This is a genomic window from Saccharopolyspora sp. MMCC62 (assembly GCF_057736575.1).
In genome coordinates this window covers 853,906-876,855 of sequence record NZ_JBYKCM010000001.1, presented here as the reverse complement: position 1 = coordinate 876,855, position 22,950 = coordinate 853,906, and the positions used below count along the sequence as shown (strand labels likewise).

The following is a 22,950-nucleotide window of genomic DNA, read 5'->3' as shown; positions in this document are numbered from 1 at the left end:
TGATATGAGTCCCTACTGTGAAAGTCCGCCAGGTTTGGCCTTCCTGGCTGCCTAACGAAACAATCATAGCAAGAAAGCGCGCAGTTTATCCAGGCAAAAGCGCTTCTCATGCTTGTTATTTAGGGTGAATCGAGCCCTTTTGGATCATGTCTTTGAGCTGCGAAGATAGTCTGTGCTGGCAGGAGGCCGGAATGCGAAGGTGTCGCCGTAAGGCAGGTTGACCAGGGCCGCTGTCTTTGAGGGCGTAGCCCGCCCCTGCTCTTCTTTTTTCCGCTGGCAGCTCTCGTGCTGCCCGGAGCCGGGGTGGGTCCAGTCGCGCTTAGGGAAAAAGTTTTCGGGTGGGGTTAGGGGTCCCCGCCCGAAAAGTTTTTCCCTGCGACTTGACGCGCCCCGGTGGAGGGCTACCCTCCGCTGCCTTCCAGCGGGAAAAAGGGGAGCAGACCTAGGGGAGACGGCAACGCAGACCATCGCCGTCAGGCAGCACTACAACTCCGCGTTCTGCGCGCGAGATGCTGCAGCGAAGCGTGCTGTGCCGATTCGAGCGGTATGCGCGGTAGCCTGACCGGGCACTGTGTGCGTGGTCAGGCGAGTCCCTCCCACGCCCGGTGCCGGGCAGGGTGCGTTTTTGGTCGAGCCGCCTCGGCGGTAAGCCCTTGGGGCTTGCGCACCCTGCCCACCTCGACCACTTCCCGGCGCCGCTCGTCCCACTGCCTCGGCGAGCTCTTCGCGTCGGCGTGCCGGATCCGACAGAACCGGACACCTTGCTCGACACCGTTCTTAGCCTGGCAAGGCCAGCGCTACCGAACACCGTCGAGAGGGGAAGGCCGCGATGACCGAAGACACCCGAGGTACCGGCAGGCGCCGCCGCCGGTCCACCAAGATCAGTGAACGGTTGGAGGCGGCCCGGCGCCGCAACCTCGACCAGCTCGCCGAGCAACGTCGCCGCGAGCAGGAAGTCGAAGGCGCGTTGGCGGAGTTCGTGGAAGCCGGCGAGGCCATCGCCGCCGCGGAGCGGACCGCGGAGGAGAAGATCAACGCGTTCCAGCGCAAGATCGACGGTGTCCGCGCGGACCTTCGGTCGGTCACCGCAGCTTCGCATGATCGACAGGCCCAGGCGGCTCTGCGGATCCACGAGATCGGCGGCCGTACCGTCGAGCAGGTGTCCGACCTGCTGGAGATCGGCTCGGTCAAGGAGACCCGGCGCGTTCTCGCTGCGGCGCGGGCAGAGCACGACCCCGTGGAAGAAGCACGGTTCGTGCGGTTCTAGCGGCCCCACCGGTATTGGCGCACGAGCGCGAGCTCGCGCTGGAACCCGCGGAACCACAACCACACCAGGACCGCAGCGCTGAGCAGGACCACGACCACGGCCGGTGGACCTGGATGCGTGGTCTGGTTGATCCCGCCGAACCCGAGCGGAAGTGCTCCCGCGCCGATGAGCGTGAACAGCAGCCTGCGACGGGCGATGCAGGGAAGCAGCCACAGGCGGGTGAGCCTCGCGGTGACCAGCCCGGCCGCTGCACCGAGCAACGCCAGGACCGGTGCACCCAGCAGCCAATCGAGGGTCAGCGAGATCCGTCCCAGCAGGAGCCCGAACAGGCTCGCGATCGCACACCCCAGCAGCACACCGATCCCGGACGCGCCACTGCACCGCAAGAGCACGATGTAGAAGTGGAACCGCATGTCGGGAGGGTAACGCGGCCCTCCGACGCGAGGGCTGAAATAGCGCTGCAAGTCGGAACGCGGGAATCGAGCGACCCGCTGTGCGTGGCGGGAGGTGGTCCTGCGCATGAAGCTCCTTGGCGAAGGCTTGCCGGGCCGGGCCCCAGCAGGATTCGGAAACGGGCGTCGGTCCCGGGACGATCTGACGACGACGCCAGCGACTACGTGAACGACGACTTCGTGCAGAACGCTGCGGCACGCCCAGGTGCTCGGTCGAGGATTTGGTGAACGTCTTGGCTGAGATCGCGGGTGAGGTCGACGCGTCGGCCAGCGCAGGCGCAAGGGAAGGGGAGACGTGAAGGTGCGTTACCGTCGCGGCATGCGTCCCTTCCAAAACGTGCAACGGCGTTCCTAAAACCCCAGTTCGCGAAGGGTGCTCTCCACGCACGTGGAGGTGGTCCGGTGAGTTGGTAAGTAACCACCTGCACGCGCGCGTGCTCTCCACGCACGTGGAGGTGGTCCGTTCTTGCCGCTCATCGAGTCGGTCAGGTCGACATGCTCTCCACGCACGTGGAGGTGGTCCGACCGGCCGGACTCCGCTCGACGTCGCCCGGCCGTGCTCTCCACGCACGTGGAGGTGGTCCGGCGACGGCGGCTACGCCCAGCACGACGTCAACGTGCTCTCCACCCACGTGGAGGTGGTCCGGCCTGTCGCCAGTCGGGGAACCCCAGCGTCAGGTGCTTTCCGCGCACGCGCTGGCATCGGGGCTCGGGGATCAGCGGATGTGCTGATCCCCGAGCGGCGGGTTCAGAACGGGGCTTGGTCGTTCTGGCCTTCCGGCGTGGGTGTGCTCCACGGGTCCTGTCCGGCTCCGGTGCCGCCGTTGAAGCCGTTGTTGGTGCGGGCGGCCTTGCTCACCTTGGCGGTGGCGAAGCGGAGGCTCGGTCCGATCTCGTCGACGTCGAGTTCGATGGTGGTGCGTTTTTCGCCTTCCTTGGTCTGGAAGGAGCGCTGTCGCAGCCGGCCCTGCACCAGCACCCGTGCCCCGCGGGTCAGCGTCTCGGAGACATTCTCGGCGGGCTGGCGCCAGAGGGTGCAGCGCAGGAACAGGGCTTCGCCGTCCTGCCACTGCCCGGATTCGCGGTCGAAGGTCCGCGGGGTGGAGGCGACGGTGAAGTTGGCGACCGGGGTGCCGGACTGGGTGTAGCGCAGTTCGGGATCGGCGGTCAGGTTGCCCACGATGGTCGTCGGGGTCTCGCCGGCCATGATGTCCTCCTAGGTATCGGGAAAAGGGGAGTCGTGCGGGATCCGCTCATTCGCGGATGAGGGGTTGGGCGCCGTGCTCAGGCGCTGTGGGGCAGCAGGGCCCGGGGTCGTTGGACGCCGTAGGCGAGTCCGTCCTCGACGGTGCGGTGCACTTCCTCGACGGGGAAGTCGGCGCGGTGCCCGGATGCGGCGCTGTGCAACGCGTTGCGGGCGTCGTCGACGTCGAGGACGCCGGCTCCGGCGAGGGTGCCGAGGGAGATCGCGGCGTGCAGCAGCGTGGTGTGCCGGGTTCCGGGTACGGCGGCCGCGACCGCTTCGCATTCGGCGGTGAGGGCTGCCGCGACGTACCGGCTCATCCGTGCGGGCTCGATCGGTGCCGGTGTGCCGGAGCGGGCAGGTGGCGCGAGCGCGTCGTGCAGCCATCGGGGCAGCGCTGCGATCGGCCCGTCGCGCTGCACCCGGTAGCTGCCGTCGAGCCGGAGCGAGCCGGGTGCGACGACGAACCCGCCTTCGCCGCGGGTGTCGATGTGCCAGCCGAGGCGGCCGACCGACGAACGCAGCACCGGGCCCCGGGGCGCCTGGAAGTACAGGTGCTGTCCGTGCGGTGTGGTGACGGTGAAGGTCTCGGCGGGGAACGGTTCACCGGCTTCCCGCGCTAGGCGGGCGAGTACGTCGGTGCCGTCGCGCGTCCCGGCCCAACGGGAGGGCGGACGGTGCCCTTTCGCGTCGTCCAGGTCGATGACGAGCAGTCGGGACGGACCGCAGGCGATGCCGATGTTGAACGGCGTGGCGGCCCAGATCTCGCGGATTCGCAGCGGGTCGGTGGTGGCCGCGTTCTCCCAGTCGGTGACGACCGGGCGTTTCGAGCGGGGCCACAGCGGGAGCACCGCGTGTCCTCGTGCGGCCGCGGTCAAGGCGGCGCGGAGCAACGGCGGGCCGGTGTCGGGCATGTCGTCGAAAGGGCCGACAGGGACGCTCATGGGCAAGACCTCCCCTGGGCAGCAGCCTCGACGTGGACGAGGCGATCACGTGTCCTAGGCAGGTCGTGGCGGTGATGCAGCACGAGGACCTTTCCTTCCTCGGTCGGCACCTGGCCGGCCTCCGCAGGGAGCGGGGCCGGCCAGGTGGACGTGGTTCAGGCGGCTTCGCCGAGTTCGGTGGCGTCCTCGGTATCGCCCGTGCTCGCCGCGTCCTCGGCGGTGACGAGGGCTTCCACGTCGGCGGGTTCGTAACCCCACTGCTGGATCTGCGCGAAGTAGAGGCGCTGGAGTTCGTCGGGCCGTTCCCAGGTGCGGCGGCGGTCGGTGCTCGCTTCGATCGCGGCCAGCGCGAGCACCGTCAGGATCACCGTGGCGCGCCCCGGCGTGGCGTTCTCGGCCGCACGCGCGATCTCGGAGGGGCCACCGGCGAGCCCGAGCAGTTCGCCCGCGAGTGCGTGGCCGCTCTCCAGGGCCTTGCGCAAGCAGTGCGCACCGCTGCCCCAGACCTGCGCGGACCACACCGGCGCGTCCTTCGGCGCTGTGCGCCGGGCGGCGAACGTGCGCAGCCAGTCCCGGCGCAACGTGGTGGCCGAGTCCCACGCTTTGCCGTGGGCGATCACGGTGCGCCGGTAGGCCGTCTTCGCGGCGCGCTCCCGCTCGGTCAGCGCAGCGCCGTTGCTCGGTGCGCTGGTGGCCTGCCCTGCGGGTGCGAGGCGCTCGGCGTGCCCGTGGGCGCGGAAGTCCGAGCAGACTCCGACGTCGTGGACCTGACCGGTGGCTCGGGAGTAGTCCAGGAACACCGCGTGCCCCGGGCAGTGGCGGTGCTGGTCGGGGTCGACTTCGGCGCCGGGTTCGGATTCGGGCGTCGGACGCAGCGTGCTGAGCCGGCGCGGTCCGTCGGGGTAGAGGTAGGGCCGCTCGATGACGGTGACGCCCTGCTCGGCGAGTTCGGCGCTGCGTGCGGCCAACGCGGCGTCCTCGGCACGCTGGTCCCGCCAGCGCTGAGCGACGTGGTCGAGCTGGTGGGGTTGTTCGGCGGCGGTGGTGCGCAGTTCGGCCATCGCTTCCTCGTCGCCGTCGAACTCGGCGAGAGCGGCGGCCTGGAGGAGGTCCATGCCGGTGTCGAGGACGGCGTGGCGGGCGGCGTCGCTGCGCGCGACGACGACCGTTCCTTCGACCCGCTTGCGCGGGATCGAACGCTCACGCGCGATCTGCCGCGCGGTCAGGCCGAGGTCGAGCAGCTCTTGGGTGGCGGCGAGCTCATCGCGGTCGGTGATCTGCTCGCGGTGTTCGTTCTCACCCAGCTGATCGATGACCCTGGCGATCCGGGACTTCGCGTCGGTGTCCTCGGCCTCGTCGAGCAGCAGCGCGGGCACGCTAGCGCGCTCGGCCTTGATGGCCGCAAGAACTCGCCGCTGCCCCTTGCGCACGACGAGTGCACCGTCACCTCGACGGACGACGGTGACGGGTTCCCGGACACCGCGGCGCTTGATGTCGGCGACGAACCCCGAGCCCAGCACCGCGTTCGCGCGGACGTTGACGCCGATGATCAGTTCGTTCGGGTCCACCCGCAGGAGCTGGGCCTCGGATACCTCGGCGTCGGCAGAGTCCTGCGCTTCGGGTTCGGTGGTGGTCACGGTGTTCTCCTTTCAGAACAACAAAAAAGCACCCCGAGCGGGGTGCGTGGTGGAGGTGGGATCCGGTCAGTCCAGGCGGAGACTCGGGTCACCGGCGAGGCCGTCGAGGATCTCGCGAAGGCGCGCGGGCTCGTGCAAGAGCATCTGGTCGAGCATGCACACGAGGTCGCCGGGTTCCCGGGGAGCAGCGGCCTCACGGGCGCGGTCCAGTGCGATACCGGCCATCGCGCCGTCGCCGTTGAGGTGTGCAGCGGTCGCCAGCAACACCGCGGGTGCCTCGATCTCCGCGTCCGGCGCGTATCGGAGCAGGAGCGTCCAAAGCTGCTCAGCACCCGGCTCCCGGCGTGCGAGCATCATGTCCCGCACGAGCGGGTAGCTCAGCGCACCGAGCGCTGCCACGGCCTGATCCGTGCTCAACGCTTCGCCGCCGCGGAGCTTCTCCAAGGCGGTGAGCACCGGAGCGGCGGCGTCATGCAGCGAGCCGAACGCGCTTTCGGGGAGCGTGCGCCACGCTCGCAGACCGTCGGCAACCTCCTGCCGGTCCTCGTCCGGGACGGGGGCGACCGACGCCACCATCTCCTCCCGGCTGCCCCAGCGGCGGAACCCTTGGACGGCCACCATCGCGGCCAGCTGGGATCCGCTGGTGTCGTACACCGCACCGTGGCATCCACAGTCCTGGTAGCAGTACCAGCTCTCCCCGGCGTGCAGGGCAATGGTCCAGAGCGTATGCAGGGCGATCTGGTTCGCATCGAACTCGGTGCCGATCTCGGTGATCAGCTCCCGCTGCTCGCTGCGGTCACCGCCGACTACGACCGCGATAGCGGCGTCGATCTGCCTGGCCGCGGTGAAGTCGAGCAGGTAGCGCGCCGCGGCCGAACGGTGCTCCGGGGCGGGCAGGTCGATACGCAGGGTGAACTCGAGCGCCGAGCGGGTTCCGAGGTCGGTGAACCCGATCAGCACCAGGGACTCGGCAGGGACGAAGCCGAGCAGGTTCGGGATCTCGCTGACGATCGCGTCGGTTCCCGGGAGGACCAGTTGTGATTTCTCCATGGTGGAAAGCCTTTCTGCGTGTGGAAGGGGGTGTTCAGCTCGCGAGGTCGAGGTGCCCGTGCCCGGGGGCGTAGGTGCAGTCCACGGGCGTGCCGTGGTGCTGTCCCGTGCAGACGATCTCGCCGAGCGCCCGGTCCGGACTGGCGGCTTTGCGACGGGTGGTCGCCTCGAGCTCGTCGATCCGCGCGCCTTCGAGGGCTTCGTGCGCGGCGTGGGTGTCCCAGAACAGCGGCTGCGCTGGGAAGGCGCGCTGCCACATCCGGCAGTACAAGCCCGCGGCGACCGAGTTCAACGGGGTGACCTGGCTGGCCTCGGCCAGCACGCAGCACGTCTCGGCCGCGGTCGCCGGTCGCGTGTCCTGCCCGGCCGCGACGCGGTCCAAGATCTCGACGGCGTGCGAGCGGTACACGAACTCGGTGGACATCAACTCGTGCCGGGGAACGAGCAGCGTGAACGAGTGCCAGAGGGTGTCGGAGTCGACGACGTGCCGCTGGCGGGCCGCCTCGATCTCCTCCTCCGCCCATTCCATGATCTCGAACAGCCCCGCGACGTCGTGGCCGATGGTGCCGAGCACGGCTGAGATCGAACCGTGCAGCGTGAGCGACGGTTTCGCCGCCATGTTCACCTCCCATGAAAAAGACGCCCGTCCGGAGACAGGCGTCGGTTGAAACGGCATGCGGATGGCTCGTTGGTGGTCGAGGAGCCGGTGACGGAGCGGGGAGTGCTCGTCAGCCGGCCGCGGGGAACGCGTTCATCCCGTCGACGCGGACATCGATCCGGACCTCGGTCCCGGGTCTTCGGTAGCGCTTGCCCGCCCGTTCACGACTGACGTCGATCAACAGGTGACCGTCCTTGCTGATGCGTGCCGCGATGTGCACCCCACCGACGGTCATCGCGGGAGCGGATGTCGGCTCGACCAGCCACAGTGGATCGCCGCCTTCCGCGCACAGCTTCGCCCCGAACGCTCCAGGTACGACGGAAGTGGCGGCGGCGATCTCCTCGTCGCTGTGCAGATCGATGTGGAACCGGTCGTTGGCGGACTCGTCCCGTCGCCAGAGATCCTGCGGCGACCGGACGCCGAGCGCGGACGTCAACGCGTACTGGATGTGTTCGAGCACCTCGGCCCAAGGCGCCGAATCGGGATCTTCGGAGACCGGTGCGTCGTCACCGGAAGACCAGAGCCGGCGTTCGTCCTCGGCCAGGGCGCAGCACACCTCGGTGCCCGTGCGACGAACGGCGACGACCAAGGCGTCAGCTTCCGGAAGCACGCCGCGGACGAGCTGGGACACCTCCAGCATCCGCAGCCGGTAGAGCTGGTCGGCCGCGTGCTCGGCGGTCTCATCCGCACGAGCGATCCGCTGTGCCAAGTACCGCGAGGGAACAACCGACAACATGACCTCACCTGCCCTTTTCGCTCGAAATCGAACCGTCCATCGGGACCCGGCGCCGAAGGCTTCACCGCTCGGTTCCGGGAAGATCAGCGCTCGTCTGGAGCGGCCGCACGACACGAGGCACAGGTGGGTCGATGCGGTCATCTCCGAGGATGGCTTCGTCGTTGCCAGCCGTGGTGTTTGCCGCCGGTGATGCGGGTGAGGCGGTCGGCTTCGGCGGGGTGGAGCAGGTGGAGGGCTTCGTTGTTGCTGGCCCATCGGTGTTCGGCGACTTCGGTGGGGTCGGGGTCGGGTGTGGTGGTGCCGGTGAGGTGGGCTTCGAAGAGGAAGTGGACCTTGTTCTCGCCGGTTGATGATTCGGCGTGGGAGGTGCCTGCCCACAGGAGTTTCCCGGCGGTGGCGGTGAGGCGAAGTTCTTCGTGGATTTCGCGGGTCATCGCCTCGGGTGGTGTTTCGCGTCCGTAGGGGTGGCAGCGGCCGCCGGGGAAGCTGAACCGTGTGTCGTCGGGTCCGCGGACGAGCAGGAGTCGTCCTGCGGCGTCGCGGATCATCGCGGAGGCGCGGACCGGGAGGGTGGGTCGGGGGTGGCTTTCCGGGATCCAGCGGTGGATTTCGGTGACGGCGCGGGAGAGGTCCGCGGCGGTGCGGTAGCGGTCGGTGTCGGCGACGCGGGGGATTCGCTGGTGGTCGGGGCGAACCAGCAGGGCGCGGGCACCGGCGAGGAGCGGTGCGTGGGAGTCCTCTCGTTCGTCCGGTCCGATGTGGACGATGTTGGTGACGTCGATGTCGTGGTGGTGGGCGAGGTTTTCGAATGCTTGCGGCCCGTTACCGTTGGCGTGTCCGGTGCGGTGGGAGAAGTGGGTGGTGTCGAGCAGTGGGCCGAGTTCGGCGCGGATGAGGTCGGCGTGGCCGGTGTCGGCGGCGGCGAGGTTCGTGCTCACGGCGAGCCGGAGTTCCGGGTGGGCGTCGCGCAGTCCGGCGAGCAGTGCTCGCGCGGTCGGTGCGAGCATCAGGGGCCGTGGTGAGTGCAGGAGGCAGCGCACTTTCCGCGCGGGAAGCGCGAGTTCCGCGGCGAGTTGGGCGACCAGTTGTGGTGTGGTGCCGGCCCGGGGGTAGAGCGTGCGGCGCAGGACGTCGGCGACGGTGGCTTCGTCGTGGGGTGATGCCGCTGTCAGGGCGGCGGGGAGCGTCGGACCGCTGGTGGCGGCGAGGGCGCCGATGCTGAAGGAGACCAGCCGGATCCCGTGGTGGCGGGCGGTCATCTCTGCGGCCTCCGGTGTCCGGGGCGGTGGTTCGCGGGTTGTTCCAGGAACCGGGCGAGTGCGGCGAGGTCGTTGCGGGCGGTGATGAGCTTCCTGCGCAGGGCGGGAACGCTCATCGCGGTGGTCTGCTCCGGGTAGAGCACCTTTCCCGCGTCTGGTTGCGGGGACTGGGGAGCGTCCGGGTTGGCGGCGACGCCGGGGATGACGTGCCCTGTTTCGTACATCCAGACCACGAGCTGGGTTCGCGAGCGGGCTCCGGTGCGGCGCAGCAGGGTGCTGGCCTGGGATCGGATTCCGGCGCAGCTGCGTTGCAGGTGGGCGGCGATCTCCGCGTTGGTCCATCCGCGGCTGATCAGTCGGGCGAGAACGAGATCGGTGCGCGAGAGCACGGCGTCGAGATCGAGCCGTTCGGTGCGATCGGGCGATTCGAGCATGGGCTTCTCCTTCCGGTCGTGGGTTCAGAGCGTGCCGAGGCGGGTGAGCGCGGCATCGACGTCGGCGCGGGCGGCGGTGATCGTGCGGTGCAGGCGGAAGGCGACGCGGTTGCGCTCGGCTGCGGAACCCAGCGGGGGAGGACTGGCCGGGCGTCGGGCGTGGTCAGGGAAACCGGGCTGGCCGGGCACGACGTGGCCGCTTTCGTACATCCAGATCACCAGGCCGGACCGGGTGGTGGCGCCGGTTTTGCGCAGCAGGTGTCGGATGTGGCACTTGACGGTGTCCTGGCTGCGGTAGATGCGGGTGGCGATGGCGCTGTTGGTGAGTCCGCACGAGACCAGCCGCGCCACGTCGAGTTCGGCGGGCGTGAGTGCGGCGTGCAGCTTCAGCGTGGTGATCCGGTCGGGGTGTGTGGGTGTGGGGGGCATGGTCGTGCTCCGTTCCGCGGGTTGGCGCGTGCCCATTCGCGTGCTTTGACGGCGACGTCGGTGTCGTTCTGCCAGGGCTTGCTGACGCGCACGGTGTCGATCAACGCGTGGTCATCGCGCTTGCCGCGCTGATCACCGTTGTGGACGGTGAAGTGGCCGTCGGGCCGTCCCCAGCGCAGCGTGATCCCGCGGACGGGTTCGTAGTGCCAGGCGCAGGGGAGTCCGTAGGTGCGAGTGGTCATCGGGCGAAAGTCCTGTTCGGGGACGCGGAGCGCTGCGCGCTGATCCGCTGGGAAGGGCCGCGCGTGGGCAGCCGGGCCCGGCCGCACGATCGGGAAGGGGGTCGTGCGGCCGGGCTGGCCGGTGACGCTCGGGGGAGCACGTCACGCGGCCGGCTCCCGGCACCTGCCGAAGGGGAGGTCAGGTGCCGGTGCACCTCGAACCGGCGGTCGGGGTCCGTCCGGTCCGAGGAGTTCGGGTCAGCGCCGCTGGCCGGGGAACACCCGGGTGCGCGTCGTCGCGCAGCTCGGGGGAGAGGTGGGGCAGAGCCCGCCGAAGCGGTCGAGGCGCTTCGCGAAACCGCGCAGCGACGCCGCGAGCCGCGTGCAGTCCTCCGCGGTCACCACGGACGACTCTTCCAGCGCAGCCACGAGTTCGAGGAGACGGCGCTCAACGGCGTGCGCCTGCTCGACCACCTCACCGGCGTACGGAGGGTGTGATTCCGAGGAAGTCGGTGGTGAAGGCATGAACAGCTCCGTCTCTTCCGCTGCGGTCGAAGCGTCGGGATCTCCGTGGACGTGACGTGTCGCGACTCCGAAGCGTTCAACTACGACTTCGGACGGTGGTATAGCGTGCACCTAGCAGCGACTGACAACGCGACACTAACGCGAAAGTTTCGAGTAAACGATACCCTGGAAGGGTGAGGTCCGGTTCAAGCCTCGCCATGCTCGGGCAGGAGGAGATGATCGTGTCCACGAAGGACCCGCAGGTCGTGCTGATCCAGCTCGGAATCCTGCTCCGCCGTCTACGCGAGGCGGAGCACCTGACCGCAGCGGCGGCTGCCGAACACCTGGGTTGCTCCACGGCGAAGATCTCGAAGATGGAGAACGGCAAGCAGAGCATCAAGTCCGACGAGGTCGGCAAGCTGCTCGAGCTCTACGGCGCCGACGATTCACAAGCCGCGGAAGCGCTCCGTCTGGCTGCAGTCCCCACGCCACGCCGTCGCGGTACGTACCGGGACAACGTGCCTGACTGGTTCCGCCGCTTCCTGGTCCTGGAGTCGGAGGCGACCGCGCTCACGATCTACGAGAACGAGGTCATCGCTGGGATTTTGCAGAGCGAGGACTACGCGCGTGCCGTGCTGACCGCTGGTTATCCGTTCGCGTCACGTCAGGAGCTAGACCGGCAGGTTGAAGTCCGGCTTCGAAGGCGTGACGTGCTCATCAAGGAGGACGCTCCGCACGTGGACGCGATCCTGCATGAGGCGACTCTGCATCGAGTTCTCGGTGCCGACCAGGTGATGAAGAAGCAGCTGGAGCTCCTCGAGGAGTTGGCCGGACTGCCGAACCTGGATCTTCACATCTTGCCGTTCCGCCCGAAGACGGCGGCTGGGACGGATGGAGCGTTCATCGCGAAGAGCGCCTTCGTGATGCTTCAGCTTGAGTCGACTGGTGCCGTGGTCTACGTCGAAGACGTCGCCGGTGCCAACTACCCCGAGGAAGCTGCCGTCATCGAGGCTCACGCGAACGCCTATCGGCGTCTGCGTAACGCCGCTCTCACGCCGGACGAGTCGTTGGAGTTGATCGGTAAGGTGAAGGCCCAGTACGGATAGGGCGAGAGCATTGTGAGAGGTCGCTGCCATGACCAGCACTGAGCTGCGACAGTTGTCGTGGCGCGTGTCCAGCTACTCCGGCAACACCGGCAACTGCGTCGAGGTCGCAGCCCTGCCGGCCGGAGCACGCGCGGTCCGCGACACCAAGGACCGCGACGGCGGCGTGCTCGTCCTGGGCGCCTCCGCATGGACGACGTTCCTCGCCCGCATCCAACAAGGCGCCCTGGCCGAGTAGCAGCCCAGTCGAGTTCGGCCCTTCCCGCCGGGCGGCAGCAGACGGGCGAAGTGATCACGTCGCGCAACTGGGCCGCGAAGCCGGCTCGCGTCGCTCGATGACCTACCCCTGAGCGGCTGTTGGCGACGAAGTCACCGAGGAAGGTTCCGACCCCCAACATGATGTCCTCCCAAAACGTGCAACGCCCCGCCTAAAAACCCAGCTCGCAAAGGGTGCTCTCCACACGCGTGGAGGTGTTCCGGTCGGAGACCCAGCTCAAGACCTACTGCAAGGGTGCTCTTCACACGCGTGGAGGTGTTCCGGGCGCGCAGTGCGCGGGCGAGTTCGGTGGCGGGTGCTCTCCACACGCGTGGAGGTGTTCCGGCATGGATGAGCCCTGCGAGGATCAGTGGGAGGTGAATCTCCACGCGCGTGTACCGCAGGAAGCGCCGAGATCATGAGAGAGCAGGTCAACCGGCCCATCGAGGAGCTTGATCGGCCGAACGTCGAGATCCAGGTAGTGCCGTTCGGAGTCGGCTACTACATGGGCCAAGGCCACGACTACAGCATCTTCGGGTACGACGCGAAGCCTCCGGTCAGTATCGTTTACCTCGAACACCATGACGCTGGTTCGTACGTGGATGACAGCAAGCGAGCGGCGCAGTCCCTGGCGCTGTGGGAGCAGCAGAAAGCTGCCGCGGTCGGCCCGGAGCAGACGCGCCGGTTGCTGCTCGACTTCGCGGACGAGCTGTAGTTCGTCCGTCCGAGCACCGACGTTGAAGGATTGCAGCAGAGATGACTCCGACCGACGCAGACGCTGCCCGCCGCACTCGGGGAGTCTGGTTCAAGAGCTCCTACAGCCACCCGAACGGCAACCAGTGTGTCGAGGTGCGCTTCGGTGCCGATCTCGTGCAGGTCCGCGACAGCAAGGAACACGGGGAAGGTCCGGTGCTGGGGGTCTCTGCCGTGCGGTGGGCCGCCTTCATCGACTTAGTGGGACGTTCCTCGGAACGCTGACGGTTCAACACGACGAACATCGTGGAGGTCGCCGCCATGACCAGCATCGAGCTGCGACAGCTGTCGTGGCGCGTATCCAGCTACACCGGTAACACCGGCAACTGCGTCGAGATCGCAGCCCAGCCGAGTTCGGCTCGCCCGGCGGCCAGGCGAAGTGATCACGTCGCGCAGCTGGGCCGCGAAGTCGGCTCGCGTCGCTCGACGGCTTTCCCCTGAACGGCTCTTGGCAACGAAGTCACCGAGCAAGGTTCGATCCCGTCCCAACATGACCCTCGCTCAAAACGTGCAGCGCCCCTCCTAAAACCCCAGTTCGCAAAGGGTGCTCTCCACGCACGTGGAGGTGTTCCGCTGCGGAATCCGCTGCACGGGCCAGCGCGTCGGTGCTCTCCACGCACGTGGAGGTGTTCCGCCGCTGGAGCCGACGCTGACGATCACGACCAGGTGCTCTCCACGCACGTGGAGGTGTTCCGCGCTTTCGCGCCTGCGGGAGCGGTTCCTACTCGTGCTCTCCGCGCACGTGGAGGTGTTCCGGTCTCGTTCGACGACATGGCGCTCGCCATCAAGTGCTCTCCACGCACGTGGAGGTGTTCCGGCCGGGAACTTCGAGCCGCGCGGGAGGTACAGTGCTCTCCACGCACGTGGAGGTGTTCCGCGACACATCATCTCGGGCGGCGTGGTGCACCTGTGCTCTCCACGCACGTGGAGGTGTTCCGTCATCCGGGGTCAGATCGGCGTCAATGACCTTGTGCTCTCCATGCACGTGGAGGTGTTCCGTCCCCGAACAGCGCGGCAGGCATCGGGCCGGGGTGCTCTCCACGCACGTGGAGGTGTTCCGGCGTTCGTGGCGGGCGGCCGGGCGCTGGTGGTGTGCTCTCCACGCATGTGGAGGTGTTCCGTTCGGCGCGTGCACGCCGCGGTCGTGCGCCCAGGTGCTCTCCACACGCGTGGAGGTGTTCCGGTCATGTTGGAGAGGACGATTGCCGCGCCCAAGTGCTCTCCGCACGAGTGGAGGTGTTTCGAGCAACGGGCACTCGGTGGTGCGCGCCGCTCAGTGCTCTCCACGCGGGTGCAGGTGATCCGACGCTAATGTTCACCAGGGCTGGAGTGCGGGTGTGCCCGCCACACAAGTAGGGGTGGCCCGTCCGAGGTGTGGCTGATCACGGGGTGGTTAAACTACTGGGTCGCGCGCGAGGTCGTAATAAGCAATCTCGTGCTGCTTGAAAAGCGCTTCGAGCGCAAAGTAACCTTCTTGTTGCAAAAATTTCCGCTCGGATTCGGAGATCGGGATCGCCAGTAGCCAGTGAGCGGTGATCTGTTGGGATGCTTCGACGGACCCAAGGTCCCCCCATGGGAACGGCTCCACCCACAGGACGTGCTCCAAGGTTTCCGACAGATTGAATTGCTTGACCACTCCGGGAAATACCACTCCCGGTGCGGCCAGCCAGCCTTCCTTGATCAGCTGGAAAGCAGCGGTGGCCAGGAGGTTGGGGAACAGCGTCAGATCAGCCGGAGCCACCCCGGCGAGTTCGACTCGGACATCTGCCTCGTCGATGAAGTTCGAGCTTTCGTGCGCGCCCACGGTGCTGTAAGTGCGGAAACCTTCCTGCGGTGCATCCTCGCACTGAAGAATGCCGATAGAGTGCGATTCGTCCTCGTCGTAGTACCTGTGCACGCTAGCGGTCCCGCCGAACGCTTGAGCTGCCGTCTTGGCCAAACAACGGGACTCGCTGGTGGCCTTACGGCCCGAAGCAGTCATTTAGACTGCCTCAAGAAGCGTAGAGATCATCGCCGTTTGTTCATCGGAATCGAACTCGAAGTGGAGGTATCGCCCGTTTGATTCATATCGATCGAAACTGTTCCCGACGCGCTCCGGTGTGCCCAGGAATGCTGCTACCTCTGCGCGGGTCGCGGCAGCGGGGAGTCCGTTGATCAGTTTCACCGGTCGGGGATAGAGACCGTAGGTCCCATCTCGATTGTCCGGCTGCGTGCGCATCATGACTGAAACCAAGATGTCATCTTCGAAAATAAGATCTGTTCCGCACGGTTTGAAGATAAAGTGTGTTGATCTCTCGCCACCGAAGTTGAGCTCCTCGATTTCCATGTCAGGTCCAACTAGGGCGATTGCGTCGAGAATTTGATCATCGCCCTGGTGGCGTCCCAGTGCGTTCAGCATCACGACAACTTCTCCCGTGACGGCCAGGTGATTCTGGCCGTGGTTCGGTGCGCTCGTCATTCGCGATCAAATCGGGCGAGCGAACCCCAATTTCCGAACTCGGGGACGGGTTCCCAGTTTTGGGTCACGTCGACGTCGGACAGGTCGCGAACCGTGCGTTGTCCGGCTTCCTTGTCTTCGATTTGGTGTCGAATGATACCTGCGGTCGTGTAACTGACCTCTTCGATCAGATTTGCCTGACTCATCAAGGAAGCGCCTTCTGGGTATTTCCAGTTCGTGATCGACTCAAGGAAAAGGCGATCTTTTTTAGGGCTGAACGAAAAGTTGACCGTAGGGCGCACCTGGTCGTCGTAGAACCAAACTCCGATGTGATCGTTTTCCCAATCGACCTCGATGGCCGCGTCGGGCGAGGACGGGTCGCCGAGTGTGACGGTGAACGGCTCGCCTGAAGAGTTGCGCTGCCGTGCCTGCTCTTCGCTGAGCGGGCCGGTCGGCTTCTTCGCGAGAGAGCTATAAGTTTCACTGTAGGCCAGGTAGTGCATGGTTTAGCTGAATTTGGCCAGATCGTTGGTAAGGTATTGATTCACTGAGAGGAGCCATTCGTGCATGTTGGGCCAGCGGTCGACCTCTTCACCTGCGAGCCAAATGATGGGACGGCCCAGCTGGGTGCGGGGACCCGTGGTCCACAGGGCGAATACGTCCGTTACGTCCTCGCCGACGGCCACCGGAAGCAGGTCTTCGCGAAGCGGAAAGCTCTCGGGCGTCGGAGCTTCGGTGAAGTACAAGTCTAGAAGTTGCTGACCCTTTTCCCACAACGGACCCGCGCCGAGATCATCCGCACCGAGCAGGTCTGTGTAGGTGAAGAACCACGGCCAACCGTTGCCGTGCATCAAGAGCGCCCGGTGCTGGTCGTCGAGTTGCCTGCCAAGGCGGCGCTCGGCATCGGCAAGATCGTTTTCGGTTGCAGCGAGCTTAGGAATGGTCATCGGGCTCAGCTCTGGATCTACATCAGCCAAGCGGCTGCGCAGCGTCGCTGAATGTCCGATCAGCTCTGCCCAGTCCTGGGGGAGCTCGCTTGCGGCACTGTTCATTGGCATCGTCCTATCATGTCAAAGTCTCGGTCAATCACGTGGTTCGCCTACTTGAAATTCGCTAGGTCGATACCCTTCGGGATACTGGCGTGCTTGTGCACCCAAGGAGGCATTGACTCTGCTGGTCTGATCGTGCCACTCGTACCCCTCCGGTCGCCCGGTCCAAGTCGTGTCCGGGACATGTCCGGCCTGGCCTTGGTACGGTTCGCCTGCCTTCTTCGCCCGCAAACGCTCCGCCATTGCTGCCCGGTTCGCCTCGGCCCGCAACTCGCCTTGGGTGGAAACGCGGCCATTTTCCGCAAGGTGTCCTTCTTTGCGGGCTTTCTCGCTCGCCTCGACGTATTTGCGCAGCTGTTCGTGTTCGTCAGCAGTCCAATGGCTGCGCCCTCTGAACACCACGGGTCCGTCACCGACTTGGTCGCCGACGTTCTTCGCTGTCACTTCGGCGGACTCTTCAGAAATCTCCGAGGCTGCCTTTATCTCCTTCGCGCCCTTGCCGAGGAGTTTGCCGCCGGTGGCTCCCCAGCCGGCGAACGGGATCATCGCGGCTGCGGAGAGTCCGGCGTTGGTGTAGTCGCCTTCGGCGGCGTACCAGGAGGCGTTGGCGCCGTCGGCGAGTTCGCCGATGCCGGGGATGAGGCCGCCGAGGTCGAGGACGAAGTGCCCGATGTCGGAGAGCGGGTTGCTGGTGTCCTCGGTCTTGCCCCAGGGGAGCCCTTCGTCGCTGCCGGCGGCTGCGGTGAGCTGGTCGGCGGTGTAGCCGTACTCGCCTGCGGTCTGGTGGCCGTCGGCGTTGTCCGCGGTGTAGTGGGTGCCGCCGTAGAGGGCGGTGATGGTGTTGGCGCAGCGGCGTTGCGCGGCCATCCAGTCGGCGACGGCCTGGTTGACGGCGCTCATGATGTGGGCGTCGCGGTCGACGAGGTCTCCGTCGTCGGTCCAGTCCTTGTCGGGGACGATGCCGGTCTTGGCGCTGGCGGCGAGTTCGGAGTTGCTGGGTTTCTGGTTCTCGTAGCTGTGGATGTCGGCGACGAGCTGTTCGGCTTGGGCTTTCAGGTCCCGCAGGCGTTGCTGGATGGGGCGGACCTCGTCGGCGTAGGCCTTCAGCGCGCCGGAGACCTGTTCCACGTCGCGGCCGATGTTCCCGGCGACCTGCGCGACGGGCGCGGTGGCCTGCAGCAGCTGGCCGGATTCCGGGGCGGTGTAGGCGGGCGCCAGCGCCTGCCAGTTCGCGTGCACGTCGGAACCGGTGTCGGCGATGCCCGTGCCTGCGGTGCCCACTCCTGCGGCGTGCGCGGACAGGGCGCCCATGTCGCCGGGGATCTGCGGGATGGCACCCGGGTTGATCACCGGTGGCCTCCCGGCATCTGCGCCCGCGGGTCCGGGGCGTTGGCGACGCCGCGTTGGGCGTTGAGGACCATTTCGTGATCACCTTGCAGGTAGGCGTTCACCGCCGTGGTCGCCCCGCCGATCGCCGATTCGACGCGGGAGTACACGAATCGCAGATCGCGGCCGGTGGCTTCGGCGAAACCCACGAGTGCGTCGCCGATGATCCCCGAGCTCGCCTGCCCGGCGGCGCCTTCCATGTCCGAGAGCATCGTCTCGACGTGCCCGTCGAATTCGGCCGCCGTGCTCGCCGTCCGACCCAGCACACCCCGCACCTGCTCGGGGTGGATGTCCCACTGCACCGATCGACTCCTCTACCGCGTCGAGCTGAGAGCTGTACCGATGATCAGCCGATGCCTTGCACGGCGGAACGGGCGCGGGACAGGGCGTTGCCCGCGGAGTCGTCGTTCTGCGTCATGGTCTGCTTGACGAGCTGGATGATCTGGCGGACCTCGGTGGCCGCGGACTTCCACCGCTGCTCGACGTGGTGGTAGTCGTCGGAGACCCCGTCGGCCTGGAAGTCCGCCATCGCCGCGGCGACCGCTTGGTCGCGCTGGCCGATGACCGCTTCCAGGCGCCCGACGATCCCTTGGAGGTCGCCCTGCACGGCCTGCGAGGTGCCAGTGTCGAAACTGCGCCGATCCATCGTCATGATCTCTGCTCCCCAGGTCAGCGGGCGCCGAAGCGGGCCGCGTCGAAGTTGGCACCGGCCTGCGTGGAGGTGGCGTTGTCGGCCATCTCGGTGTCGCCCTGCACGAAGGAGGTGTCCATGCCGGACTGCCCGCCGAGGATCGCGTTGAGCGACCCGTTCAGTTCGGCGGTGATCTCGTCGGCGCGCGCTTTGAATCCGTCGAACGCCGCACGGCCCGCGCCGTTGAACTTGCCCTCCAGCGGTTCGGCCGCGGCGATCAGCTGCCGGATCAGCGTGCCCAGATCGTCGCTGGAACCCTGCGTCTGCTTGGTCAACGTCGACAGCGTCGACGACCCCATGTCGAACTTCACGTCACACCTCACCAGTGCTCGACCCGGACGTTTCCAGAGCAGATCGTAAAGGTCCGATCGGCACCTGTGGGCCGAACCGTCGAAATCAGCACACCCGATCGCCGGTACGCGTTGGGTTATCGCTGCGCACGCTGTTTCGGGCATTCGGACTACCTCCTCGTGATCCAGTCGTGATCAACGAGTTCACGCAAGATCAAATGGCGCGTCACGTTTCCTCGAGCATCGCGGTCTGCACCACGCGCGGCGCGTCGCCGGGGCGGAGGAACATGCCGCGGCCCGGCGGCAGCGTCGCGGGCCGGACGCCGGGGAACAGCTGGCCTTCGGAACGGTCCCCGGACATCAGCAGGCTCAAGCAGCCGGACTCCCGCACGCCCAGCACGAACGGTTCGAACAGCCCGCGCGCGGCACCCATCACCCGCCGGGTCAGCACCACGTGCAGCCCGAGTTCGCGGCCGGAAGCCAGGTAGGGCACGAACGGGGCCAGCGGCTGGTTGCCGGAGGCGGCGAGGACGTCGTAGTCGTCGACGACCAGCACGATCTTCGGGCCGTTCGAGTTCCCGTTCGCGTGCCGGTGCGACAGCTCCTTGGCGACCGACATGGCGAGGCCGTTGGCCAGCGCGTGGTTCGCGGCGTAGCCGCCCAGGTGGGACTCGGGAACGAGTTCCGCCAGCGCGTGGCGGGGGTCGAACACGGCGAACACGATCTCGTCCTCGGAGTGCTGCCGCAGCAAGGTCGTGGTGACCAGCCGGAGCAGGTTCGTCTTGCCGGTGCCCGTGTCGCCGAGGGCCACGAAGTGCTGGTCCCGGCCGAACAGGTCCAGCGCGGCGGGCTCGAAGTCGTGCTCGAAGCGGCCGAACGCGATGGTCCCGGGTGCGGTGGCGGGCAGTTCCCGCGGGTCGAGCACCGCGGGCAGCACGCGCACCGGCGGCGGCACCGGCCCGGTCCAGCTGTCGCGCACCAGCGCCGCCGCGTCCGGCAGGCCGGAACTCTCGGACAGGTGCGGGAGTGCGACTTGGGCGTAGAGCTTGTCGGTGGTCAACGCCCTGCCCAGCTGCTTCGGGCCGATGCCGCGGGCCAGCTTGCCCTCGATGCTCGACTCGGCGGCGTCGTTGAGCCGCAGTTCGATGCGGTTGCCGAACGTGGCCTGCTGCGCGCCGCGCACCTCGTTCCACCGGCGGGCGGTGGCGACGACGTGGATGCCGTAGCGGCCTCCCCGGGCGAGCAGGTCGTGCACCCGGGCTTCGATCGCCTCGAAGTCGCTGGCGAGCTGCCCGTAGCCGTCGATCAGCAGCACGACGTCGGTGCAGGGCAGCTCGGACCGGACGCCGCGCAGCTGGGCGATGTCGTCGATCTGCCTGCGCTGGAACAGCTTCTCCCGCTGGGCGAGCATCGCGTGGACTTCGTCGACGGTGCGCCGGATCCGCTCCCGGTCGTCGCGGGCGGCGACGCCACCGACGTGCGGCAGGTCGGCGAGCGCGCGCATGCCGCTGCCGAGCAGGTCGATGCCGTAGATGCCGACGTCGACGGGCCGGTGCGCGCCCGCCAGGCCGAGGGCGAGGGTGCGCAGCGCGGTGGTCTTGCCCGCGCCGGGACCGCCCAGGACCATCAGGTTCCCGCCCGCCACCGACAGGTCCACCGTCCACGTTCCCTGCCACTGGTGCGCCGGATCGTCCAGCAGACCCAGCGGGACGGGCAGCCCGCCGTCGCCGGTGTTGCGCAGCCGCAGCCCTTGGTCGGTGCGGTCGTAGCCACCGGCGGCCGCGTCGAGGGAGATCGCGGCGGGCATCGGTGGCAGCCACACCGGCCGGACCGGTTCGGCGGCGCCTTCGAGCTGCCCGACGATGGTCGACAGCAGCGTCGGGCCCACCGTGCGCCGCGTCGCCTTCGGCTCCTCGGCGTGCTCCTCGCCGCCGGAGGAGCCGTAGCGGGGCAGCGCGTGCACCCGCGGTAGTGCGGTGTCGGCGGGTTCGTCGCGTGCCGGTTCGGCCACCGGCCCGCAGACGTAGGCGGACTTGAACTGGTCGTACACGCTGGTGTCGACCTTGAGGTAACCGGCGCCGGGCACCGGTGGCAGGTGGAAGGCGTCCGGGGTGTCGAGCACCGTCCGGCTCTCCATCTCCGACAACGTCCGCAACCCCAACCGGTAGGCCAGGTAGGTGTCCAGGCCGCGCAGCTTGCCGCCTTCGATGCGCTGGCTTGACAGCAGCAGGTGCACACCGCCGGACCGGCCGATGCGGCCGATGCGCAGGAACAGCTCGATGAACTCGGGTTTGGCGGTCATCAGCTCGCCGAACTCGTCGATCACCACGAACAGGTGCGGCAACGGGGGCAGCTCGGGCGGTTCGCCGTGGGCGGCGCGGTACTGCTCGTAGTCGTCGAGGTCGACGCTCATGCCGGCGTCGGCGAGCAGCTCCTGCCTGCGATCGATCTCGCCTTCGAGGCTGGAGTACATCCGCTCCACCAGGGAGGAATCGGACTCCAGGTTGGTGATCAGCCCGGCGGTGTGCGGGAGTTTCTCGAACGGGGCGAAGGTCGCACCGCCCTTGTAGTCGACCAGCACCAAGCCGAGCTGGTCCGGCGGATGGGTCGCGACCAGTGCGAGGACCAGCGTGCGCAGCAGCTCGCTCTTGCCCGTGCCGGTCGCCCCGACGCACAGGCCGTGCGGCCCCATCCCGAACCGGGCCGGTTCCTTCAGGTCCAGCAGGGCGGGGGCACCGAGCGTGCTCACCCCGATCGGGATGCGCAGGAAGTCCCGGTCGCCCCGCCGCGCCCACATCCGCGCGAGGTCCAGGCGCGCGGGATCGTCGATGCGCAGCAGCGCCAGGAAGTCCGCGGGCGGCATGCCCGAGCCGTCGTCGTAGGAGTCCGCCGACAACCGCAGCGGCGCGAGCTCGCGGGCCAACCCCAGGGCGAACGCGTGCGAAGCCGGTTCGAAGGTGCCGCTGACGGTGACGGCGGGGGAGAGCTGTTCGACGGTCACCTGTTCGCCGATGGTCACCCGGCTGGAGATCTCGCCGGGCTCGTGCAGCCGGTCGGAGAGCAGGTGCAGCACCGTGACGCCGAGCAGGTCCAGGCCGACGCCCTGGTCCGGTGTCGGCAGGACGTGCGCGATACCGCCGAACGCGTCGTCGATCACCACGAGCCGCGAGCGGGTCGTCGCTTCGGATGCCCGCGCGCCGTGGCGGAGTGCCTGCGCGGCACGGGTGGCGCGGTCGGCGAGATCGTCGGACAGCAGCGCGGCCAGCGCTGCGGCGTCCGGCGCGAACAACGGCTGCGGCCCGGCCGCACCGATGTTGTCGCGGTCCAGCGCGTGCGGGAGCCAGCGCACCCAGCCCCACTCGGGTTCCCGCTCCGGCGGGGTGATCACCGCGATCGTGACGTCGTCGGGTGCGTGCGTGGCCGCCAGCTGCAGCAGCAGCGCCCGAGCTGCGCCCAGGACGTCCTCCCGGTGCTGCCCGATCAACGAGACGTCACCGGCGCGGTCCAGGTCCACCCGCAGCGGCAGGTCGGGGACCGCGCCGAACCTGCGGCGCAGCGCTTCGGCTTCGGCCAGCATGAACGGGTCGGTCGGGTTGACCGGGGTGCCTTCGACGCGCATCCGCAGCTCGCGCACCTGCCGGTGCCCGCTGCCGATGCGCAGCAGCAGGAAGTCGCGGTCGCGGCGGCGCCGCTCCCACAACCGCGCCGGGTCGTGCACGAGGTCGAGCAGGCTGCCCACCGGCGGGTCGGGCACCGACGCCCGGGACTGGAAGGTCTTCTCCCACTCCCGCAGGTCCTCCCGCAGCTGTTCGAGGTGGTCGAGGTAGCGCTCCCGCTGCTGCCGCCGCTTGCGGGTCGCCTGCCCGCGCTGGGTGAAGTAGAAGATCCCCGCCGCGCACACCGAGACGAGCATGACCACCGCGCCGAGTGCGGCGAACCCGCTGCGGAAGAACATCATCATGACCATCGCCGCGGCGGCACCGGCCATCGGCAGCAGCGCCTGCACCCCGGCGGCCGTCTTGCCCTCCGGCAGCAGCGGCGGCGGATCCAGGTCGAGCGGCGCCTGGTCTTCGATCGGGCGCACCGTGCGTGCAGGTCGGTGGACCAGGCGGGTCGTCACTGCGTCTCCTCGTCGTACCGGCGATCGGGTC

General features: G+C 67.9%; 26 protein-coding genes and 1 CRISPR repeat array. Of the genes, 6 read left to right on the top strand and 20 right to left on the bottom strand.

What is annotated here, in order from left to right:
* Positions 1-892: 892 nt before the first annotated feature.
* The gene (locus AC29IT_RS03950) at positions 893-1,267 is read left to right on the top strand and encodes a hypothetical protein (RefSeq protein WP_488217858.1); all 375 of its coding nucleotides are present in this window, start codon (positions 893-895) and stop codon (positions 1,265-1,267) included.
* Here the strand turns inward: AC29IT_RS03950 and AC29IT_RS03945 are convergent.
* From AC29IT_RS03945 to AC29IT_RS03895, 11 genes are all read right to left on the bottom strand, one after another.
* Positions 1,264-1,680 carry a hypothetical protein gene (locus tag AC29IT_RS03945; RefSeq protein ID WP_488217857.1) on the bottom strand — a complete coding sequence of 139 codons (417 nt, stop codon included), beginning with the start codon at positions 1,678-1,680 and terminating at the stop codon, positions 1,264-1,266. The genes AC29IT_RS03950 and AC29IT_RS03945 overlap by 4 nt on opposite strands.
* A 412-nt stretch (positions 1,681-2,092) precedes the next feature.
* Positions 2,093-2,365: direct repeats of the CRISPR family, unit length 29 nt; unit sequence GTGCTCTCCACGCACGTGGAGGTGGTCCG.
* Positions 2,366-2,467: 102 nt separating this feature from the next.
* The gene (locus tag AC29IT_RS03940) at positions 2,468-2,926 is read right to left on the bottom strand and encodes a single-stranded DNA-binding protein (RefSeq protein WP_488217856.1); all 459 of its coding nucleotides are present in this window, start codon (positions 2,924-2,926) and stop codon (positions 2,468-2,470) included.
* Positions 2,927-3,003: 77 nt separating this feature from the next.
* The gene (locus AC29IT_RS03935) at positions 3,004-3,906 is read right to left on the bottom strand and encodes a bifunctional DNA primase/polymerase (protein ID WP_488217855.1); all 903 of its coding nucleotides are present in this window, start codon (positions 3,904-3,906) and stop codon (positions 3,004-3,006) included.
* 155 nt (positions 3,907-4,061) lie between these two features.
* Positions 4,062-5,543: a ParB/RepB/Spo0J family partition protein gene (locus tag AC29IT_RS03930; RefSeq protein WP_488217854.1), complete on the bottom strand. Its 1,482-nt coding sequence runs from the start codon at positions 5,541-5,543 to the stop codon at positions 4,062-4,064.
* Positions 5,544-5,609: 66 nt separating this feature from the next.
* Positions 5,610-6,593: a DUF4192 domain-containing protein gene (locus AC29IT_RS03925; RefSeq protein WP_488217853.1), complete on the bottom strand. Its 984-nt coding sequence runs from the start codon at positions 6,591-6,593 to the stop codon at positions 5,610-5,612.
* Between the two features lie 34 nt (positions 6,594-6,627).
* Positions 6,628-7,212 carry a hypothetical protein gene (locus tag AC29IT_RS03920; protein WP_488217852.1) on the bottom strand — a complete coding sequence of 195 codons (585 nt, stop codon included), beginning with the start codon at positions 7,210-7,212 and terminating at the stop codon, positions 6,628-6,630.
* 109 nt (positions 7,213-7,321) lie between these two features.
* On the bottom strand, positions 7,322-7,960 hold the full coding sequence (locus AC29IT_RS03915) for a hypothetical protein (protein WP_488217851.1): 639 nt from the start codon (positions 7,958-7,960) through the stop codon (positions 7,322-7,324).
* A 164-nt stretch (positions 7,961-8,124) separates the two neighbouring features.
* Positions 8,125-9,246 carry an NUDIX domain-containing protein gene (locus AC29IT_RS03910; RefSeq protein WP_488217850.1) on the bottom strand — a complete coding sequence of 374 codons (1,122 nt, stop codon included), beginning with the start codon at positions 9,244-9,246 and terminating at the stop codon, positions 8,125-8,127.
* A complete protein-coding gene (locus AC29IT_RS03905; protein WP_358440991.1) occupies positions 9,243-9,680 on the bottom strand; it encodes a response regulator transcription factor in 438 nt (145 codons plus the stop codon). Before AC29IT_RS03905 ends, AC29IT_RS03910 begins: the two co-directional genes overlap by 4 nt.
* Before the next feature lie 24 nt (positions 9,681-9,704).
* Positions 9,705-10,145, bottom strand: a complete 441-nt coding sequence (locus tag AC29IT_RS03900; RefSeq protein ID WP_488217849.1) for a response regulator transcription factor — start codon at positions 10,143-10,145, stop codon at positions 9,705-9,707.
* A gap of 443 nt (positions 10,146-10,588) precedes the next feature.
* Positions 10,589-10,804 carry a hypothetical protein gene (locus tag AC29IT_RS03895; protein WP_488217848.1) on the bottom strand — a complete coding sequence of 72 codons (216 nt, stop codon included), beginning with the start codon at positions 10,802-10,804 and terminating at the stop codon, positions 10,589-10,591.
* Positions 10,805-11,076: 272 nt separating this feature from the next.
* On the opposite strand from AC29IT_RS03895, the gene AC29IT_RS03890 reads away from it, so the two are divergent.
* From AC29IT_RS03890 to AC29IT_RS03870, 5 genes are all read left to right on the top strand, one after another.
* Entirely contained in the window at positions 11,077-11,940 is an 864-nt protein-coding gene (locus AC29IT_RS03890) for a helix-turn-helix domain-containing protein (protein WP_488217847.1), read from the top strand.
* 28 nt (positions 11,941-11,968) lie between these two features.
* The gene (locus tag AC29IT_RS03885; protein WP_488217846.1) at positions 11,969-12,175 is read left to right on the top strand and encodes a DUF397 domain-containing protein; all 207 of its coding nucleotides are present in this window, start codon (positions 11,969-11,971) and stop codon (positions 12,173-12,175) included.
* A gap of 388 nt (positions 12,176-12,563) precedes the next feature.
* On the top strand, positions 12,564-12,908 hold the full coding sequence (locus AC29IT_RS03880; protein WP_488217845.1) for a Scr1 family TA system antitoxin-like transcriptional regulator: 345 nt from the start codon (positions 12,564-12,566) through the stop codon (positions 12,906-12,908).
* 41 nt (positions 12,909-12,949) lie between these two features.
* Positions 12,950-13,171 (top strand): DUF397 domain-containing protein, encoded by a 222-nt coding sequence (locus AC29IT_RS03875; protein WP_488217844.1) that lies wholly within the window; start codon positions 12,950-12,952, stop codon positions 13,169-13,171.
* 36 nt (positions 13,172-13,207) lie between these two features.
* Entirely contained in the window at positions 13,208-13,387 is a 180-nt protein-coding gene (locus tag AC29IT_RS03870; RefSeq protein WP_488217843.1) for a DUF397 domain-containing protein, read from the top strand.
* A 952-nt stretch (positions 13,388-14,339) separates the two neighbouring features.
* Here the strand turns inward: AC29IT_RS03870 and AC29IT_RS03865 are convergent.
* The 9 genes from AC29IT_RS03865 to eccCa all read right to left on the bottom strand — a co-directional run bounded on the left by AC29IT_RS03865 (position 14,340) and on the right by eccCa (position 22,919).
* Positions 14,340-14,843, bottom strand: coding sequence for a suppressor of fused domain protein (locus AC29IT_RS03865; protein WP_488217842.1), 504 nt, complete (start codon positions 14,841-14,843; stop codon positions 14,340-14,342).
* 84 nt (positions 14,844-14,927) lie between these two features.
* Positions 14,928-15,344 (bottom strand): DUF6392 family protein, encoded by a 417-nt coding sequence (locus tag AC29IT_RS03860; protein ID WP_488217841.1) that lies wholly within the window; start codon positions 15,342-15,344, stop codon positions 14,928-14,930.
* 56 nt (positions 15,345-15,400) lie between these two features.
* Positions 15,401-15,886: a hypothetical protein gene (locus AC29IT_RS03855; protein ID WP_488217840.1), complete on the bottom strand. Its 486-nt coding sequence runs from the start codon at positions 15,884-15,886 to the stop codon at positions 15,401-15,403.
* Between the two features lie 3 nt (positions 15,887-15,889).
* Positions 15,890-16,435: an SMI1/KNR4 family protein gene (locus tag AC29IT_RS03850; protein WP_488217839.1), complete on the bottom strand. Its 546-nt coding sequence runs from the start codon at positions 16,433-16,435 to the stop codon at positions 15,890-15,892.
* A gap of 30 nt (positions 16,436-16,465) precedes the next feature.
* Positions 16,466-17,782, bottom strand: a complete 1,317-nt coding sequence (locus AC29IT_RS03845; protein ID WP_488217838.1) for a hypothetical protein — start codon at positions 17,780-17,782, stop codon at positions 16,466-16,468.
* Complete coding sequence (locus tag AC29IT_RS03840; RefSeq protein WP_488217837.1) at positions 17,779-18,120, bottom strand: DUF6507 family protein; 342 nt, start codon at positions 18,118-18,120, stop codon at positions 17,779-17,781. Before AC29IT_RS03840 ends, AC29IT_RS03845 begins: the two co-directional genes overlap by 4 nt.
* Before the next feature lie 44 nt (positions 18,121-18,164).
* Positions 18,165-18,470 carry a pore-forming ESAT-6 family protein gene (locus tag AC29IT_RS03835; RefSeq protein ID WP_344926890.1) on the bottom strand — a complete coding sequence of 102 codons (306 nt, stop codon included), beginning with the start codon at positions 18,468-18,470 and terminating at the stop codon, positions 18,165-18,167.
* Positions 18,471-18,487: 17 nt separating this feature from the next.
* Entirely contained in the window at positions 18,488-18,820 is a 333-nt protein-coding gene (locus tag AC29IT_RS03830; RefSeq protein WP_344926892.1) for a hypothetical protein, read from the bottom strand.
* 205 nt (positions 18,821-19,025) lie between these two features.
* A complete protein-coding gene (eccCa, locus tag AC29IT_RS03825) occupies positions 19,026-22,919 on the bottom strand; it encodes a type VII secretion protein EccCa (RefSeq protein WP_488217836.1) in 3,894 nt (1,297 codons plus the stop codon).
* Positions 22,920-22,950 lie beyond the last annotated feature (31 nt).